Genomic DNA, 16,142 nt, shown 5'->3' on the forward strand with positions numbered 1-16,142 from the left:
CAAGGGCAGCAAGCATGAAACCCATCCCTGCCCCACCCGCGCTGTCCCAGAGTCGCGAACTCCAGGGACGCACTCAAGAAGGTAGGGCGGCATGACCGCCGTGAGTGCGGCGAGAGCTGTTCCTTGAGACGGCATGTCCCCTCCAGTGGTGTGCATCGTATGACGCAAGGTATCCGGCGCCACCGACATCGAGTTCGAGGGTGTGGAATGTCAGTCGAGGACTTCGGTGACGGTGGACTGGGCGGCTTTGTCGTCGACGAGGGACTTGCCGGCGGCGAAGGTGGCGACGAGGGATAGCAGGCAGAGGTTGTTGACGGCACGGGGGGAGCCGCGCGATGTGGTGTGGATGAGGTGACGGCGTCGTCGGTGAAGAGCTGGTCGCTGCGGCCGGCGAGGCCGAGGTGGCGCTTGATGTGGCTGGCTGTCTCGGTGGGCGTCGTGCCGGGCGTTGTGTAGCGCAGGGCGGTCCGCTGTTCGAGGGCGGCAATGTGCGTCCCAGGCTGCCCGCCGGGCCAGCACCGTTGCCACGGCCACCACATCGGCCTGCTGTCCAGGCCGCTCGCCGTCGCTGATGACGCGGTGGACCGTGTCCCGGCTCGGCGACCCCGCCAAGCCGTCGTCGGCGATGTCCCCGGTGATCTCATCCAAGCTGGGGCCCCCGGCTGCCAGGTACATCTCGTACAGCAGCTCCTTGAGCTTGCGCAGCGCCGACGGCCATCCCACGCGCGCCCGCTTCAACGGCCGTTGCCGCTTCGGACTTTCCTTCGGGCCCGGCCGCCCGCCCCCGGTGTCGCCACTCATCGCACCATGGTCTCCGCTCTCGCCCTCCGACATGGCGTGAACAGCGCTAAGAACCGGGCCCGTTGAGGGCACGTCGCAACTCGGAGTCGATCTCGTCGGGGGGCTCAGCGTGGACAGCAAGTCGGCCGGCTGCCCCACCCACCCACCACACTCGCTGTGGAGGACTTCATGTCCCGCACGCGTTTGACCCGCCGTGAACGCCTCGCCCTGGCCGGACCAGCCCTGTCCGGTGCCGTCTCCGGCATCCTCCGGGTCCTCGGCGACCTCGCTGTCACTACGACCGCTGTTCGGGCGAGGTTGCGGGCGGGAGAGCCTGCTCGGCCCAGACGGTCTTGCCGTCGTTGGAGTGACGGACGCCCCAGTTCTGTGCGAGTTGGGCGATGATGAACAAGCCGCGCCCGCCTTCGTCGATGGTTTTCGCGTGGCGAAGCCGCGGCGCGAGGGAGTTGCTGTCGTGGACTTCACAGGTGAGCGTGCGGTCCTTGATGAGCCGCAAGTGCACAGGCGGGGTGCCATAGCGGATGGCGTTGGTGGCCAGTTCGCTGACGATCATTTCGGTGGTGTAGGTGGTTTCCTCATCCACTCCCCAATGGGTGAGTTGGTGTCGGGTTCGGGCGCGCGCCGTGGCGACAGCTTGGGGCTGGTGGTCGAGATGCCACGCGGTGACCTGGTCAGCGGGGAATGCGTGGGTGCGGGCGAGGAGGAGGATGACGTCGCCGTGGTGGGTGTCGTTCCGCAGCCTGTAGAGCACGTCATCGCACAGATCCTGAAGGGGCCGGTCAGCGTGGGCCAGCACCCGCTGAAGGGTATCCGGGGCGGTGTGCTGGAGGGATGCGGTGTAGAAGGCGAGGACGCTGCCGTCGGGGACAGAGACAGTGGTGGCAGCAAAGGGGGGCCCTTCGGTACTGCCCAGGGGAGGTCCGCTCGGCAGGTGAGGGATCTCGGTACTCCCATCGGGATGGGCTATCACGGGTGGGGGGTGGCCGGCCAGGGCGATGGTGCAGGTTTGGGCGAGGGGGTCGTAGACCGCGTACGCGCAGCTTCCCGTGAGCGGCATGGGGTCGCCGGGCGGCAGAGTTGCGCGTTCCTGGGCCAGGCTTATTGCGGTGTCGTTGAGGCGTGCGAGGAGCTCGTCGGGCTCCAGGTCGAGTGCGGCCAAGGAGTGCGTGGCGGTCCGTATCTGTCCCATAGTGGTGGCCGCGTGGATGCCTTGGCCAGCGACCTCGCCGACCACCAGTGCGGTGCGGGCGCCGGACAGGGCGAAGGTGTCGAACCCGCCGCCTCCGCCCGCCTCGGAGGGAACGTGCAGGTGCGCGGTTTCAACGGTCGTCCGCGTGACAGCGCGGGGAAGCAGCAGGTGGCGCTGGATTGTCAGGGCGATGATGTGTTCGCGGGTGTAGCGGCGGGCGTTGTCGATGCACAGCGCTGTGTGAGCGGCCACTGCGATGGCGAGGGTGACATCGCCCTTGTTGAAGACGTCGCTCTTGTCGGCGCGGTACAGGCTGATCAGTCCCAGCACGGTTCCGCGCAGGGTCAGGGGTGTCGTGATGAGGCTGTGGGCACCGGAGGCGCGGATCGCTTCGGCGCGCGGCGGGACGGCCGCCAGCCAGGGAGTTTCGGGGCCCAGAGCGACCAGGCGGGGCTTGAGGTCGGTCAGCGTCTGGGCGTACGGCGTCGGGAACGGCAGAGCGCGCACGTCACCCACCGGATGTGCCTGAACCTGCTGCTCGCCGCCACTGCGGCCGAAGGCGGCACGGCGCAGCGGCACCTCCGGTCCGAGGGGACTCTGCGGAGGTTCCTCGCCACGCACCACTGCGTCCACGACGTCCACGACGGCGATGTCGGCGAGGTCCGGCACCACCGCCTGTACGAGTTCCTCGCAGGTGGCCACCACGTCGAGGGTCTGTCCCACGTGCTCGCGCACCGAGCCGAAGACGCGCAGACGGACGCGTAGCTTTTCGCGCTCGGTGACATCGAGTACCTCCGTCAGCACCCCCAAGATCCTCCCCTGCGCGTCCTCGAGACGAGATGCCGAGACGGAGAACTGGTACTCCGGCCCCGGCGCGCCTTTCGGACGCACCCCCACCAGTCGCCCCCGTGCGGGCGCGCCGCTCTTCAGCACGCCGTGCAGCAGCGCCTCGACCTCACCGGGCGCGGCGAGGTCATACACGTCGGTGAAGTGCCGGCCCATGATCTGTTCGGGGGGTGCTGTGTCCAGGACCGGCGTGTTGACGTTGATCCGTAGGATTCGCAGTTCCGTGTCCAGGACCATCAGCCCAGTCGGGGACTGGTGGAACAGAGCTTCCAGTACTGCCGCACCCTCGACGGGTGAAATGGCTTCGTCGTGTGCCACGGCATCCCACCTCCCCTACCCAGCCTGCTCCTGGCTCCTGTGCACCGCTCCTTCGCATCGCCCGACGTGTCCGAACGTGCCCCGGCGTTGCGGCTCAGTCCGCTGTTGTCGAGCGCTCGCCGGTGGTTCGCCGCGGTGAAGGGAGGCGGGGCGTTGCCGGTCCGGCGGCCCCTCCCCAGCCGTAGAAGGCCCCACGATGAGAAAACGTCGGGTGGTCCCGACGCGGACTGCCCAGTTGGGGTCACACCGGACGGACAGCCATCGCGGAGAACGTCTCGCCCGCTAGGCCCGGTTCCCCTCACAGCGATCGTCCTCTACGCGGTCGGTCTCCACGATTGCGGCGAATCGGAGGTGATACGGCTACGGCATGAAGACCATGGCGGCAGCGCCGAACAGGTCGACGACGAAGTACCACTCCGCCCACGCCCGAGGCACAACCGTCTTGGCCCGCGGCTCGCTGGCCACGTCCGCCGCCGAGGAGCCGTCCGGGCGATCATGTGACCGCCCCACGCCATCTTGCCGTCCTCTTCCGTTGCGGCGAATCGCAGTCGGGAGGATCGTGGGATACGCGCTCGGTGAGAGGCAGTCGGCCCGTTTCGTCTCTGCCCGCCGGATGGTGGCTGGCCCCTGCTTCGAGGAAGGGCCGCGCCATGACGCATCTCGGTTTGCCGGAAACGATCGCCATGTGCCTTTTCGACCTGAAGGGTGTCCTCACCAAGACCGCCGCGGTGCATGAAGCCGCCTGGCGGGTGAGAGTCGACACCTTCCTGCGCCGACGGCTCGGAGCCGACTTCCGGCGGTTCGACTTCCATGAGTACAGCGAGTACGTGGACGGCAGACCGCGTGCCGACGGCGTAGGGAGCTCGCTTGCCTCCCGCGGTGTCGGGGCCCCGGAGGGCCTCGCCAGCGACAGCGCACAGCAGGACACGGTCCATGGCCTGGGACGCCGCAAGAACGAGCTGTTGCTCAAGAAGATCAGCAGCGAGGGCGTAGAGCCGTATCCCACCACCCTGCGCTACATCGACGAGGTGAGGCGGCTCGGGCTGAGGACCGGTGTGGTGTCCTCCAGCGCCAACTGCCCGAGGTCCTGCGGTCGACAGGGGCGGAGGACCTGTTCGACGGGCTCGTCGCCGCGGAACGGGGACTGCCCGGAAAACGGCACCTCGACACGTTTCTTGCCGCCGCGCACGGTCTCGGTTCCACGGCCTCGGTCTCGGCCGTCGTCGAAGACGCGCTCGCGGGGGATCGACGCCGCCCGAGCGGGCCGCTTCGGCTTCACCCATCGGGGTCGACCGGGCGGGTCAGGGGATGCCATGCGTGCCCACGGCGCCGACGTCGTCGTGCGGAACATCTCAGAACTGGTGGATCGGGAATGATCACAGAGCCTTGCTTCTCCGTGGACCGCTGGAGTCTGAGGGAGACACCGCTCGTACTGGAAATGCTGCCGCAGAGCGAATCGGTGTTCGCGCTGTCCAACGGACACCTCGGCTGGCGGGGCAACCTCGACGAGGGCGAGCCGCACGGGATACCCGGCTCGTACCTCAACGGGTTCTACGAGGCGCACTCCCTGCCCTACGCGGAAGGAGGATACGGCTATCCGGAGTCCGGTCAGACGGCGATCAACGTCACGAACGGCAAGGTGCTCCGGCTGCTGGTCGGTGACGAGCCCTTCGACCTGCGCTACGGCAGGCTCCACAGCCACGAGCGCACCCTGGACCTGCGTGCCGGTCTGCTGCGCCGCCACTGCGAATGGACTTCGCCCGCCGGCTGCACAGTGCGTCTGCGCTCCACTCGCCTGGTCTCCTTCACTCAGCGTGCGATCGCAGCCGTCGCCTACGAGGTCGAGGCCGTGGACGCCCCCGTGCGCATCGTCGTCCAGTCGGAGCTCATCGCCAACGAACAGCTTCCGGCGGTCTCGGGCGATCCCCGCGCAGCCGCGGCCCTGAAGTCACCTCTCGAATCCGAGGAGAACCGCACATCCGGAAACCGGCTGCTGCTGGTCCACTCCACTCGCCGGAGCAAGCTCCGGATCGCGACCGCGGCCGACCACACCGTCGATGGACCCGCCGGAACACGAACCAGCAGCGAGAGCACCGAGGACGTCGCACGCCTGACCGTCACGTCGCAGCTGGCGGCCGGCGAAAGACTGCGGATCGAGAAGATGGTCGCCTACGGCTGGTCGCACATGCGGTCGCTTCCGGCAGTGCGGGACCAGGTCCAAGCGGCTCTCGCGGCGGCGAGCAGCACACGCTGGGAGGGCCTGGTGGAGGAACAGCGGACCTACCTGCAGCACTTCTGGGCACGATCCGATGTCGAGGTCGACGGCGACGACGAACTGCAGCAGGCCATCCGCTTCGCCTTGTTCCACGTGCTGCAGGCCGGTGCGCGTGCCGAACGGCGAGCCATCCCTTGCAAAGGACTCACCGGCACAGGGTACGACGGTCACACCTTCTGGGACACCGAGACCTTCGTGCTGCCGTTGCTCACGTACATCTCGCCCCGCGCCGTCGCCGAAGCGCTGCGCTGGCGGCAGAGCACGCTGCCGGCAGCACGCGACCGCGCACGCCAACTCGGATTGCGCGGGGCCTCGTTTCCCTGGAGAACCATCGACGGCGCGGAGTGCAGCGCTTATTGGCCGGCCGGCACCGCAGCCTTCCACATCAACGCCGACATCGCCGACTCGGTCATACGCTATGTCTCCGCGACCGGCGACGAGGATTTCGCCCGCGACAGCGGTGTGGAACTGCTCGTGGAGACCGCCCGGCTCTGGATGTCGTTGGGCCATGAAGACCACCGCGGCGCTTTTCATATCGACGGCGTTACCGGACCGGACGAGTACAGCGCGATCGTCAATGACAACATCTACACCAACCTCATGGCGGCGAAAAACCTTCGCGGGGCCGCCTATGCCGTCGACCGCTACCCCGACGAAGCGGCGGCCCTGGGCGCGGACGACCAGGAGGCCGCGTCATGGCGTAGCGCCGCGGAGTCGATGCACATCCCCTACAACGAGGACCTGGGGGTGCACGAACAGCACGCCGGATTCACTGACCGCCAGCCGTGGGACTTCGCCGCCACACGCCCCGACCAGTACCCTCTGATGCTCAACTTCCCCTACTTCAACATCTACCGGAAACAGGTGGTCAAGCAGGCGGACCTGGTGCTGGCCATGTACACCTGTGGCGACTGTTTCGACGCGGAGCACAAGTCGCGAAACTTCGAATATTACGAGTCCTTCACCGTGCGCGACTCCTCGCTGTCCGCCTGCTGCCAGGCCGTCGTCGCAGCGGAGGTGGGCAACGGGCGTATGGCTTACGAATACGCCGTCGAAGCGGCGTTCATAGACCTCAACGATCTCCACATGAACACCCGGGACGGGCTGCACATCGCCTCGCTGGCAGGCACATGGATTGCTCTGGTCGGCGGTTTCGGAGGTATGCGGCACAACGAGGACACCCTGACGTTCGTCCCCAGGCTGCCTGAAAAACTCAGCCGCCTGGCATTCCACATGAACATCTGGGGCCGCCGCCTCCGAGTGGAGATCACAGACGAGGACGCCACCTATGTTCTGCTCGCAGGAGAGCCGATGCCGATCTGCCACCACGGCCAAGTGGTGATGCTCGTAGCCGGCTCGCCCACGCGGTGCCCCATACCCGACGCACCCGCCCACCCGTCGCCGGACCGGCCGCCGCACTGCTGGCCAGGTCGGGGCAGTCCCCGACGGGAGTAGTGGCGGTGGTCCCCGGCCGGTGCCCGGTGCCACGGCGTGTTCCGCCGTCCGGTCTGATCCCGGCCTGCGCGGCGGCTCCCCGGGGTGGCTGGCTATCGGTCTGGATCGTCAACTGAACGACTCGAGCCCGGGTTTTGCAGGCCCAGCTGTCCCACTCCAGATGATCCGCCTCACGTGGCCGGCTCGGAATTTTCCTGTACCGGCTCGGCTTCGCCACGGCAGGCCCAGGGAAAGCAGGCCGTGGACCACGCCGTTCTCCAGCTCCGCCGCAGCGGTTCGGGCGTCCAGTTGCTGCTGGCGGGCGACGGCGGCAGTGACGTGGTCGGTCGGGGCCCGGGCGAGTGGTTCCCGGGAGCGGTACAGGAAGGCATGCGCGAGCAGTCGACCCGCCGCAGGAAGGCATTCCCCGGTGCGAAATACTGTCCCGATGAGTTCACGCACTTCCCCGGTCAGTCAGCCGATCACGATACGGAGGGCTGTCGCGCGGGATGCCAAACGGCTCACGCGGCTCGTGCGTGGCTCAGGCGCCTACGAGGGTAAGTATGCAGCCGCAGTCGCGGGCTACCGGGTCGGTCCTGATTACATCGAAGCCCACCGCGCCTTCGTGGCCGTTGGCGACTCGGAGCATGGAGGCCGGGTCCTCGGGTTCTACTCGCTCGTCCTCGCTCCACCGGAGCTCGACCTGCTGTTCGTCGCCGACGAAGTGCAAGGACGGGGTATTGGACGGCTGCTCGTGGCGCACATGCAGTCCGAGGCCCGTGCCGCCGGGCTCGACCGTGTCATGGTCGTGTCGCATCTTCCCGCCGAGGACTTCTACCACCGCGTTGGTGCGGTGCGGACCGGGACCGCGTTCGCGAACCCGCCCGCCGTGCCGTGGGACCGTCCCGAATTCGAGTTTCGCATTCCTTCGGAATGACGCGGTGTGCCGGTTCGCGGGGCACCGGCTTCGAAGTTGATTCCCGCGGTAGACATCGGGTTTCACACGACGAGTGACAGCGTGCGTGACGTGATCAATTGTTGTTCGTACTCGGCTGGCGCGAGGTAACCGAAGGCGGAGTGGCGGCGGCGCCGGTTGTAGTACGACAGCCACCTGAACAGCTGCAGCCGTGTCTGCGGCCTTCGAGGTCCAGCGCCTTCCGTGCAGGCAACTCACGCATGAGGACCTGGAAGAACGACTCGGCCAGAGCGTTGACGCTCCCATAGGTTTCAACTCGCTGCGAAGGCTGTCCGTGGGGCGGGCCGAAGCAGGTGATAGACATCGCGGATGACGTGGCGCTTGAGGCACTGGATGATCTCGCGTTTCGTCTTGCCTTCGGTGGTGCGGCGGGCGACGTAGTCGATCGTGGGCTGGTGGAACCGCATGCGGCGATGACGGTTCAGTAGATCGCGGTGTTGAGCCGGCAGTGACCGCCGTGGTGATCGGTGCCTGCCCCCGGTCATGCCGGAGCCGGTGGGCCCGGGAGCCATGCCCGCGAACGGCGAGAGCGGCCTCAGACTTGATCCGCTCAGGGCTGTCGCCGGCCACGACAAGGGTCTCCGCAGCGGTGTCCACGCCGATACCGAAGGGCTCGAGCAGTTGCGGGGCGACCGGCTGGACCAGGCTGCCGATCATCTTCGTCAGCTCTTTGGCCTCGACGTCCAGGTACTTTCACCGCTTGGCGAGTGTCCGCAGGGTGTGCCGAAGCGCGTCCTCGGGTCCTTCCAGACGGCGAGGAGGTAGAGCTGCCAGCTGACTTCGTATCACGGCAGGAACCCGTATCATGAATCTTCATGAGTGACATTCCTGAGGTGATCGCCCGGCTGGAACGGGTCGAGACCGAGCTTGCCCTGCGCCGCGCGGCACACCAGTACTGCGTCGCGGGCGACCTGCGCGACCTCGAGCTTTGGCGTGGCGTGTGGACACCGGACGCTGTGTGGGAGCTCAGCCCCGACATGGTGTTCACCGGTATCGGGGCGATCTGCGAAACCGTCGAACGGCAGTGGCAGATGTTCCCGGCCATGTCGCACGGAACGGTCAATCTCGACGTCGACGTGGAGGCCGCTACCGGCCGCAGCGACGTCATCGTCCACATCCAGCTCCAGGACACCACCTGGATCACCGGCGGAGCCACCTACCTCGACGAGTACCGCCGCCACGACGGCGCCTGGCGCATTGCGCGGCGGACGGTGACCCGGACGTTCAACGTCGGACCGATCCCGAACTGGGGGCCGCCAGGGGAGCGGTAGCCAGCCACGGACCTGTGTGACGGTCGCGGCGGCTGTTCGGTCGTTGACGTCGTCCATGCCGAAGGCGGTGGTCGCGGGGTGGTCTCCCAGGCCGGCGGTGTGCTGCTGGTCGAGACGATCCGCAAGCCCGCCTGGACCATGCGACATCGGCGGGCGCTGGCACGTGGCGGAAGCCGCCCAGCTGGTCACCACCGCCCGCCGCCGACAGCTGAGATTCGCCCGGCACTGGCCCTGGACCGGCGTGATCACAGCCGCGATCAGGGGCCTCGACGCACTGCCGAACCCCAGCTGACCTGCAGCAACCACCCGACCCGACGCACTCAACCCCATGACCGGAGCCGTGCCGGCGCCCACCCGACGCGACAGCCGGGCCACCGCCTTGCCCATCATCAGCTCAACAACCGAAAGGGGCCGGCGGAGAATCAGACGACCCGTCACGAAGGATCGAGGCTAGAGGAGCCCGGTAGGTGTTCGGGCTGCGAACGACCAGCCAGGCTGCCGAGGGCATGACTTCCTGGCCGGTCACTGCTTGCGACTGGTCGTTTCAGACGAGCGCCGGTGCGGGAGCGGGCAGGTAGGGGGTTACGTTGCGCCACGCGCGCTCGATGTATTCCTCCTTCTCGCCGACCGGGGCGACATAGTGCAGTGCGCTTTCGGCGGCGTCCTTGCCCTCGAGGCGGGCGATGATCCAGGCGGCGAGGTAGTGCGAGGCGAGGCAGCCACCGGCGGTGGCGATGTTGTCCTTGGCGTAGAAGGGCTGGTTGAGCACCTCGACGCCGGCGGCGATGACCCAGGGCTTGGTGGTCAGGTCGGTGCAGGCGGGGATGTCGTTGAGCAGGCCGAGCTTGGCCAGCACGAGCGCGCCGGAGCACTGCGCGGCGATGAGTTGGCGTGATGGGTCCAGGCCGCGCAGGATGTTCATGATCGCCTGGTCTTCGACGACCTCGCGGGTAGCGATGCCACTGCCGACGATGACGGCGTCAGCGGCACACGCCTCCTCAAGCGTGGACATCTGTTCGATGACCACCCCGTTCCTTGACGTCACCTTGGGGCTGGGGGTGGCGATGGTGACGCGCCAGTCGTCGGTCTTGATGCGGTTGAGCACGCCGAGCGCGATCAGGGAGTCGAGCTCGTTGTAGCCCTCGAAGGTGAGGATGGCGATGTGCATGGCGGCTGTCCTTCCGGATGAGTGGGACTTGACGGTAAGGACCCGCGAACAGGACAGTCAAAGAATTGTCATGGATACAATTCGGCGTATGGCAGCCTCGCGGTACAAAACGCTGGTCGACGCGCTCGCATCCGACATCCGGACAGGCCGGCTCGCCGCAGGCGTGCGGCTGCCGACGCACCGCGGACTCGCCGCCCGCGAGGGCATCGCCGTGGTGACCGCGACTCGGGTGTACGCCGAGCTGGAAGCGATGGGCTTGGTGAGCCGGGAACAGGGCCGCGGCACGTTCGTGCGTGACATCGCGGTTCCCGCCGGTCACGGCATCGATCAGCAGGTCGTCGCCACGGATGCGGTCGACCTCAACTTCAACTATCCGTCGCTGCCCGGCCAAGCCGATCTTCTCCGGCAGGCCTTGCGAGAGGTGGCCACCTCTGGTGATCTCGACTCGCTGCTGTGCTACCAACCACAGCGAGGGCGTCCCCAGGACAGAGCCTCGATCGCTCGGCACCTGAGGCGTCGGGGAATCACTCCTGACGCGGATCAGATCCTGATCGTCAACGGTGCGCAGCATGGCCTGGCCATCACCGTCATGGCCGCGCTCAACGCCGGCGACGTCGTCGCGGTCGACGCACTCACGTACCCGGGTTTCAAGGTGCTCGCGCATGCCTTTCATCTCGACCTGGAGCCCATACCCACAACCGCCGACGGGCCGGATCTCGATGCGCTCGAGAAGCTGTGCGCGACCCGCCCTGTGCGCGCGATCTACACCATGCCCACCTTGCACAACCCTCTGGGGTGGGTCATGCCGGCAACTGACCGTATCCGTCTGATCGAGATCGCTCGGCAGCACGGTCCGCTCATCATCGAAGACGCCTCATACGCCTACCTGGTCGAGAATCCTCCACCGCCTCTGGCCGCAAGTGCACCGGACATCACCGTCTACGTCTCGGGCCTGTCCAAGAGCGTCGCGGCCGGCCTCCGGGTCGGCTTCGTCGTCACCCCGCCGTCCAGGGTGCCGTCGCTCGAACGCGCGATTCGGGCGACCACCCGGAACGCCCCGGTCCTCACCACCGCGATCGCCTGCCGCTGGCTCGAGGACGGCACGGTGGACCACCTGGAAGCGCAGAAACGAGACGACGCCAAGGCGCGCCAAGCACTCGCCAGACAGGAGTTGGCTGGCCTACCACTCGTCAGCCACCCATCGTCCTACTTCACATGGCTGACCCTGCCCGACGACGCACGCGCCGATCGCCTGACCGCCACCCTCGCGCGTCAACACATCTCGGTAAGCACAGCGGAGCCCTTCACCACCTCGATGCACACACCACAGGCGCTCCGCCTCGCTCTGGGTTCGACCGATCTGGACCGTCTCCAGTCGACGCTGCGCACAGTGCGACGAGTCGCCGTCGAGGACGCCTACGCCTGAACTCCACTCGACCAGCCGATTCCCGCCGCACCGGCCCCACGAGGTGGCGGTGCCGGTGGTTGCCCATTGAGACACCGGTTACCCATGAGCACCGCGAACTGGCCGCGCTGGTCGGAGGCGCAGTCCTCGCGGCGGACCCAGCCGCTCTTCTCCAGCCACGCGATCGCGGACGAGCTCTGGGAGCGGGTGGTCTTCGCGTTCCTGGCCGGCTGTCCCTCACGGCGTGGCGTCCCGCTGCGGCAGCTGAGTGGCGGGGTCCTTGCGGGGTTACCTCCGCTGCTCCCAGTGGTCGATGCTCTCGCTGATCTTTTCGGCGGCGGTGCGTAGGTTGCCCAGCTCGGCGGTGTCGAGCACGTCGAAGACGAGGTCGCGTACCCGGGCCACGTGCGCTGGGGCGGCTTCGGTGAGAAGGGCGTGACCGGCGTCGGTCAGGATCGCTTGTGTGTACCGGCCGTTGATGGGATCGGGTTCCCGGCGGACGAGACCCCGCCGTTCCAGCCTGCTGATCATGTGCGAGAGACGCGACTGCTCGGAGTTGGCGAGGATGGCCAGCTCGCTCATGCGCATGCGGTGTTCCGGCTGGTCGGACAGTCCGGCAAGGACGTAGTACTCGATGTAACTGAGGTCTGCGTCCTGCTGCAGCTGCGCTCCCAGGGCGGCAGGCAGTCTGTGCACCATCATCGCGAACTGCTGCCAAATCTCCCGTTCTTCCGGGGTCAGCCAGCGGGGCTGATCGTTCGACTGCGGAGGCTGTTCAGGCATGCCCGGAGTCTATCGGGCATGAACGTTCACGAGTCACGGCTCTCACTTGAACATTCATGAGTTGGTCCCTAGGGTGTGACATGAAAGTTCAAGTGAAGGCCTCGCACCGGCGGCCCATCAAGGAGAAGACCCCATGAGTGACCTGAAGATCGCCATCATCCTCGGCAGCACCCGACCCGGCCGTAACGGCAAGGCTGTCGCGGACTGGGTGGTCTACCGCTCCGGCGCCCGTACCGGCGTCGAGTACGAGCTGATCGACCTCGCCGACTACCCGCTGCCCCACCTCGACGAGGCCATCCCGCCGGCGATGGGCCAGTATCAGGGTGAGCACACCAAGGCCTGGGCGGCCAAGGTCGCCGAGTTCGACGGGTACATCTTCGTGACCCCCGAGTACAACCACTCCACCTCCGGCGTCCTCAAGAACGCGATCGACTACCTGTACGGCGAGTGGAACAACAAGGCCGCCGCCTTCGTCTCCTACGGTTCTCTCGGCGGTGCCCGGGCCATCGAGCACCTGCGGGCCGTGGCCAGCGAACTGCAGCTGGCCCACGTGCGCCAGCAGCTGTCCTTCTCGCTGTTCACCGACTTCGAGAACTTCTCCCTGTTCAAGCCGGCTGAGCAGCACGACGTCGCCACGACCACCCTGTTCGAACAGCTCGAGTCCTGGGCCCGCGCCCTCAAGACGGTCCGGGTCTGACGCCCTCGCCCGCCGGAAGGCGAGCGAGAGGACTTCTATCGCCGTAGCCGAGTGCGAACGCGAACGCCGCGCCGGCGGCCTGTTCGGTCGGCTCCGCGGCTGAACCCGTAACGGGGCCCTGGTGACCAGGGCCCCGTTACGGGCGTGATCCAACTCGCGCGGTCCGTAGATGGTGCACCCGGGTCGCCTCAGCCCCGCAGCCCCGCACACAGTCGGACCCTCGGGCGTCCGTGCCCGCACCCAGATCCGCTCGCCTTGGTCGACCACCTCCTCGACGGCCAGGGGGTTCAGCCCCGAAAACGCGGTATTCACAAGCTCGTTGGCCCGGGAGGGACCTTAATGCTCACGAGCCGGCTCTGACTTGAACATTCATGAGTTGCACCGTACGGTGTGACATGAAAGTTCAAGTGTGTGGTCGGCTTCGCGCCGGACGGTGAGCGTCGGCCACTTTCGGGCGTTAGGGAGAAGAAATGTCTCGTTCTGTGCAGAGTGTGCCTACGGTGGGCGGGAAGGCCCGGAACATCGTTCTGTGGGTCCTACAGGTCATTCTGGCCGGCGTGTTCGTCATGGTGGGGGCTTCGAAGTTGGCCGGCGCGCAGGACATGGTCAAAATCTTCCAGGACGTCGGTGCCGGGCAATGGCTTCGGTACGTCACCGGCTCCCTGGAGCTGGCCGGGGCCGTACTGTTGCTCGTTCCCCGACTGAGTGCCCTGGGTGGTCTGATACTCACCGGAGTCATGACGGGCGCGTTCCTGACCTGCTTGTTTGTGATCGACGAAAGTCCGGTACCGGCAGCGGTGCTGCTCGTCCTGGCGGCAGTCGTCATGTGGAACCGCCGTGAGCTCACGCTCGGCATCGTCGGCCAAAGCGGGACGTCCGCTTGATCGGTCCGGGCCCGGCCCGAGGGCCCGGCCTTCGTTGCTCATGAAGTCGCACGGTGCCGTCCGCGGGACGGCACCGTGCGTCTGTGTGAGGGTGCAGGGCAGTCGGTCCGTCCGTGACGGCCACCGTCTCAGGGTGCCCGCCCCGCGTACGGCCGCCCGTATCCCCAGGAGTCGGCCACGTTCGAAATGGGCTTCTCCGCGGGGACCTTATCGCCACCACACTGGTGGCGCTTTCCGTGCGGGACGGGTCGGTGAGGGCGGGCGGTTCGGGGTTAATGTGGCCGGGTGGATGTGTTGCATTTGCGGTATTTCGTTGCGGTTGCTGAGGAGCTGAATTTCTCGGCGGCGGCCCGGCGGCTGCACATGGCAACCCCGCCCCTGAGTCAGCGGATCAGGTCTCTGGAGCGGGAACTTGATCGCCGGCTGTTCGAGCGTGACACCCACCGCGTCATGCTCACGCCCGCGGGGGAGGCGTTGTTGCCGCTCGCGCGGGAGGTGCTGGAGCAGATGAATGCCATTCCGTACCGGGTGCGTGAGGCGACCCAGCCGGGGCGCAGCACCATGTTCGTGGGTATTCCCACCGGGATGCATCCGAAGCTGCGGAACCTTGTCAACGCGCTCGCCGATCGTGTCGCGCAGTGGTGCGAGCTGCTGCGCTGGCCGGGTACGTCCAAGGCTCTGATTGCCGGGGTGAGGGAGAACACGCTGGCGATCGCGCTGGCCCGGCTGCCGGTCAGCAATGCGTCGCTGGATGTGCTGCCGGTCATGTCGGAACGGCTCGGAGCGGTGGTGCCGGCCGACCGGTTCGTCGGGCGGGATTCTGTGGCCCTGGACGACCTCAGCGATCTGTGTTTCGTCGTGGCGCCCAACGAGATCAGATCCACGTATTTCGACCAGCTCGACCGGGAAATTTTCGAGCGGGGAATCAGGAAACGCACCAAGCTGACCGAAGCCGGATATGGTGGAATCGCTGAGATGGTCTCCACCGGGATGGCTTTCTATTTCGCCATGCTCGACCCGGAAAGCCCCATGCACGGGTATGCGCTGGAGAATACGAAGGTGGTGTCGTTTACTGATTTCGAGCCGCGGCTGGAGACCGCTCTGGTCTGGCGCCGCGACCGCGCCTCGGGCGGCGATCTAGATGAACTCGTGCAAGTAGCTCGTGAGGTCTTCGCCGAGCCGATTGACCTCTGACACCCGCAGTTGTCGGCATGTCCAGGTAGAGCACGGGTCCCCGCACGCGAGGCTCTCGGAGAGTCGTTGGTGTCCCCGATGTCCGTGGGGGGCCTCGCCTGCGAGTGCGAGCCAGGCTTGCGCTCATGAGGTCGATGCTGTCCCGCTTCACCTGTGATGCCCGCACCCGGCCGCACGCCCAGGAACCAAGAATCAGGAAGACGGAAACACCGATTTACGGCCGCTCCTCCCCGTCGGTCACCCCCCGGTGTCGGTGTGACTTTCACGGTAACACCGGCATGAGCGAGGCGGTAATTCCGGCACTGGATATTTCCCGCTAGCGTTCCCTGTCATAGCCGGTCGAGGCGACGAAAGGAATGCGACCATGACGAAGATGCATATGGCAGGGCCGCTGGAAAGCGTGCCGAGCATTGATCTGTCGACGGTGGTGATGGGCTCGCGGCGCACCCGGGACGGCCTGGCTGCCGTAATCCCTTACACCCCGCAGAACTTCCGCCACCTCTTCTCTGCCGCGAGCCGCCCGGACCTGGGCACGGCTCCATGCGTCGACGGCTCCGCTCTGGACTTCGACGACGTAGAGGACTCGTCCGACCTGGTCGATGAGGCGCTGACCACGGCCGAGTGGGCCGAGGTGTGCGTAGAGCACGACATCCCGACGGGACCGGTGCTTCGACTGGATCACACACACGGGGATTCCTACGTGCGCGAGGGCTACCTGCTGGACCCGGTCGTGCGCCCCACCGAGGGCCCGCTGCGGTCGAACGGGATTCCGGTGCGGTGTTCCGCCACGCCCGGCTCGATCCGTCGTCTGGCCCCGGTTCCCGGACAGGGCACCGCACATGTTCTGACCGAGCTGGCCGCCACCCGCTGAAGACGCGTCGAGAACCCGCAGGGGAATGCG

16 protein-coding genes and 1 pseudogene are annotated in these 16,142 nt (G+C 66.9%); 10 read left to right on the forward strand and 7 right to left on the reverse strand.

The window, feature by feature from the left end:
* Positions 1–210: 210 nt before the first annotated feature.
* The 3 genes from ACFV6X_RS27985 to ACFV6X_RS27995 form a co-directional block, all read right to left on the reverse strand.
* Entirely contained in the window at positions 211–801 is a 591-nt protein-coding gene (locus ACFV6X_RS27985; RefSeq protein WP_385387872.1) for a hypothetical protein, read from the reverse strand.
* Positions 802–1,075: 274 nt separating this feature from the next.
* Positions 1,076–3,154, reverse strand: coding sequence for a SpoIIE family protein phosphatase (locus tag ACFV6X_RS27990; RefSeq protein WP_385387874.1), 2,079 nt, complete (start codon positions 3,152–3,154; stop codon positions 1,076–1,078).
* A 360-nt stretch (positions 3,155–3,514) separates the two neighbouring features.
* Positions 3,515–3,664: a hypothetical protein gene (locus ACFV6X_RS27995; RefSeq protein ID WP_385387875.1), complete on the reverse strand. Its 150-nt coding sequence runs from the start codon at positions 3,662–3,664 to the stop codon at positions 3,515–3,517.
* A 140-nt stretch (positions 3,665–3,804) separates the two neighbouring features.
* On the opposite strand from ACFV6X_RS27995, the gene ACFV6X_RS28000 reads away from it, so the two are divergent.
* The 3 genes from ACFV6X_RS28000 to ACFV6X_RS28010 all read left to right on the forward strand — a co-directional run bounded on the left by ACFV6X_RS28000 (position 3,805) and on the right by ACFV6X_RS28010 (position 7,800).
* The gene (locus ACFV6X_RS28000; RefSeq protein ID WP_385387877.1) at positions 3,805–4,530 is read left to right on the forward strand and encodes a hypothetical protein; all 726 of its coding nucleotides are present in this window, start codon (positions 3,805–3,807) and stop codon (positions 4,528–4,530) included.
* Complete coding sequence (locus ACFV6X_RS28005; protein ID WP_385387879.1) at positions 4,527–6,884, forward strand: glycoside hydrolase family 65 protein; 2,358 nt, start codon at positions 4,527–4,529, stop codon at positions 6,882–6,884. Before ACFV6X_RS28000 ends, ACFV6X_RS28005 begins: the two co-directional genes overlap by 4 nt.
* Before the next feature lie 427 nt (positions 6,885–7,311).
* A complete protein-coding gene (locus tag ACFV6X_RS28010) occupies positions 7,312–7,800 on the forward strand; it encodes a GNAT family N-acetyltransferase (protein WP_385387881.1) in 489 nt (162 codons plus the stop codon).
* 62 nt (positions 7,801–7,862) lie between these two features.
* Here ACFV6X_RS28010 and ACFV6X_RS28015 read toward each other — a convergent pair.
* Positions 7,863–8,074, reverse strand: a pseudogene (locus ACFV6X_RS28015) (integrase core domain-containing protein); the annotation flags it as partial.
* A gap of 16 nt (positions 8,075–8,090) precedes the next feature.
* Positions 8,091–8,246: a hypothetical protein gene (locus ACFV6X_RS28020; RefSeq protein WP_385388035.1), complete on the reverse strand. Its 156-nt coding sequence runs from the start codon at positions 8,244–8,246 to the stop codon at positions 8,091–8,093.
* A 103-nt stretch (positions 8,247–8,349) separates the two neighbouring features.
* Between ACFV6X_RS28020 and ACFV6X_RS28025 the strand changes: the two genes are divergently transcribed.
* On the forward strand, positions 8,350–8,604 hold the full coding sequence (locus ACFV6X_RS28025; RefSeq protein ID WP_385387883.1) for a hypothetical protein: 255 nt from the start codon (positions 8,350–8,352) through the stop codon (positions 8,602–8,604).
* A 50-nt stretch (positions 8,605–8,654) separates the two neighbouring features.
* The gene (locus ACFV6X_RS28030) at positions 8,655–9,110 is read left to right on the forward strand and encodes a nuclear transport factor 2 family protein (RefSeq protein ID WP_385387885.1); all 456 of its coding nucleotides are present in this window, start codon (positions 8,655–8,657) and stop codon (positions 9,108–9,110) included.
* Between the two features lie 544 nt (positions 9,111–9,654).
* On the opposite strand, the gene ACFV6X_RS28035 is transcribed toward ACFV6X_RS28030, so the two are convergent.
* Positions 9,655–10,278 carry a DJ-1/PfpI family protein gene (locus ACFV6X_RS28035; RefSeq protein ID WP_385387888.1) on the reverse strand — a complete coding sequence of 208 codons (624 nt, stop codon included), beginning with the start codon at positions 10,276–10,278 and terminating at the stop codon, positions 9,655–9,657.
* Between the two features lie 88 nt (positions 10,279–10,366).
* Between ACFV6X_RS28035 and ACFV6X_RS28040 the strand changes: the two genes are divergently transcribed.
* Positions 10,367–11,704, forward strand: a complete 1,338-nt coding sequence (locus ACFV6X_RS28040) for a PLP-dependent aminotransferase family protein (RefSeq protein WP_385387890.1) — start codon at positions 10,367–10,369, stop codon at positions 11,702–11,704.
* A gap of 267 nt (positions 11,705–11,971) precedes the next feature.
* On the opposite strand, the gene ACFV6X_RS28045 is transcribed toward ACFV6X_RS28040, so the two are convergent.
* Positions 11,972–12,466, reverse strand: a complete 495-nt coding sequence (locus ACFV6X_RS28045; RefSeq protein ID WP_385387892.1) for a MarR family winged helix-turn-helix transcriptional regulator — start codon at positions 12,464–12,466, stop codon at positions 11,972–11,974.
* A 133-nt stretch (positions 12,467–12,599) separates the two neighbouring features.
* Here ACFV6X_RS28045 and ACFV6X_RS28050 point away from each other — a divergent pair, with 133 nt between their 5' ends.
* The 4 genes from ACFV6X_RS28050 to ACFV6X_RS28065 all read left to right on the forward strand — a co-directional run bounded on the left by ACFV6X_RS28050 (position 12,600) and on the right by ACFV6X_RS28065 (position 16,112).
* Positions 12,600–13,163, forward strand: coding sequence for an NADPH-dependent FMN reductase (locus ACFV6X_RS28050; protein ID WP_385387894.1), 564 nt, complete (start codon positions 12,600–12,602; stop codon positions 13,161–13,163).
* Between the two features lie 470 nt (positions 13,164–13,633).
* A complete protein-coding gene (locus ACFV6X_RS28055; RefSeq protein WP_385387897.1) occupies positions 13,634–14,047 on the forward strand; it encodes a DoxX family protein in 414 nt (137 codons plus the stop codon).
* A gap of 285 nt (positions 14,048–14,332) precedes the next feature.
* Positions 14,333–15,241, forward strand: a complete 909-nt coding sequence (locus tag ACFV6X_RS28060; RefSeq protein ID WP_385387899.1) for a LysR family transcriptional regulator — start codon at positions 14,333–14,335, stop codon at positions 15,239–15,241.
* 364 nt (positions 15,242–15,605) lie between these two features.
* Positions 15,606–16,112: a CoA transferase gene (locus tag ACFV6X_RS28065; RefSeq protein ID WP_385387901.1), complete on the forward strand. Its 507-nt coding sequence runs from the start codon at positions 15,606–15,608 to the stop codon at positions 16,110–16,112.
* The last annotated feature ends 30 nt before the right edge of the window (positions 16,113–16,142 follow it).

Source organism: Streptomyces sp. NPDC059861, from assembly GCF_042731435.1.
In the GTDB taxonomy this organism is placed as follows: domain Bacteria; phylum Actinomycetota; class Actinomycetes; order Streptomycetales; family Streptomycetaceae; genus Streptomyces.